Source organism: Marinomonas sp. TI.3.20 (assembly GCF_038155025.1).
Taxonomy (GTDB): Bacteria; Pseudomonadota; Gammaproteobacteria; order Pseudomonadales; family Marinomonadaceae; genus Marinomonas; species Marinomonas flavescens.
This window is the reverse complement of the sequence record NZ_JBAKAS010000079.1, coordinates 1-446: the sequence shown is the minus strand read 5'-3', so window position 1 is coordinate 446 and position 446 is coordinate 1. Positions and strand designations below refer to the sequence as shown.

Annotated in this window: 1 protein-coding gene; it reads right to left on the bottom strand. The window is 45.1% G+C overall.

Annotated features, from left to right (window positions below; all coding sequences use genetic code 11):
- Nucleotides 1-446, bottom strand: a 446-nt coding sequence (locus V6259_RS19645; RefSeq protein WP_341585969.1) for a hypothetical protein, incomplete at both ends; no start/stop codon positions are given.

Genomic DNA, 446 nt, shown 5'->3' with positions numbered 1-446 from the left:
GTAGTCAGCTTTCCTGAAAGTACCGCTTGTTTACCATCTTTTGTGACGAAGCCTTTGTCTTTATCGTAAAAAACAGATTCCCCATTTTCATCTAAAACAGGTGACCCATCCGCATAGCGAAGTTGCCCGTTTTTATCAACGTAGGTCGCTTTTCCGTCGTACAGCATGCCGTCTAGCTGGTCTTTTGTAACATCTGAGCCAGTGGCCGTATCCAACACCTTGCCGTCAGCAGTAATTGTCTTGCCATCAGCTGTAGTCAGCTTTCCTGAAAGAGCTGCTTGTTTACCATCTTTTGTGACGAAGCCTTTGTCTTTATCGTAAAAAACAGATTCCCCATTTTCATCTAAAACAGGTGACCCATCCGCATAGCGAAGTTGCCCGTTTTTATCAACGTAGGTCGCTTTTCCGTCGTACAGCATGCCGTCTAGCTGGTCTTTTGTAACATC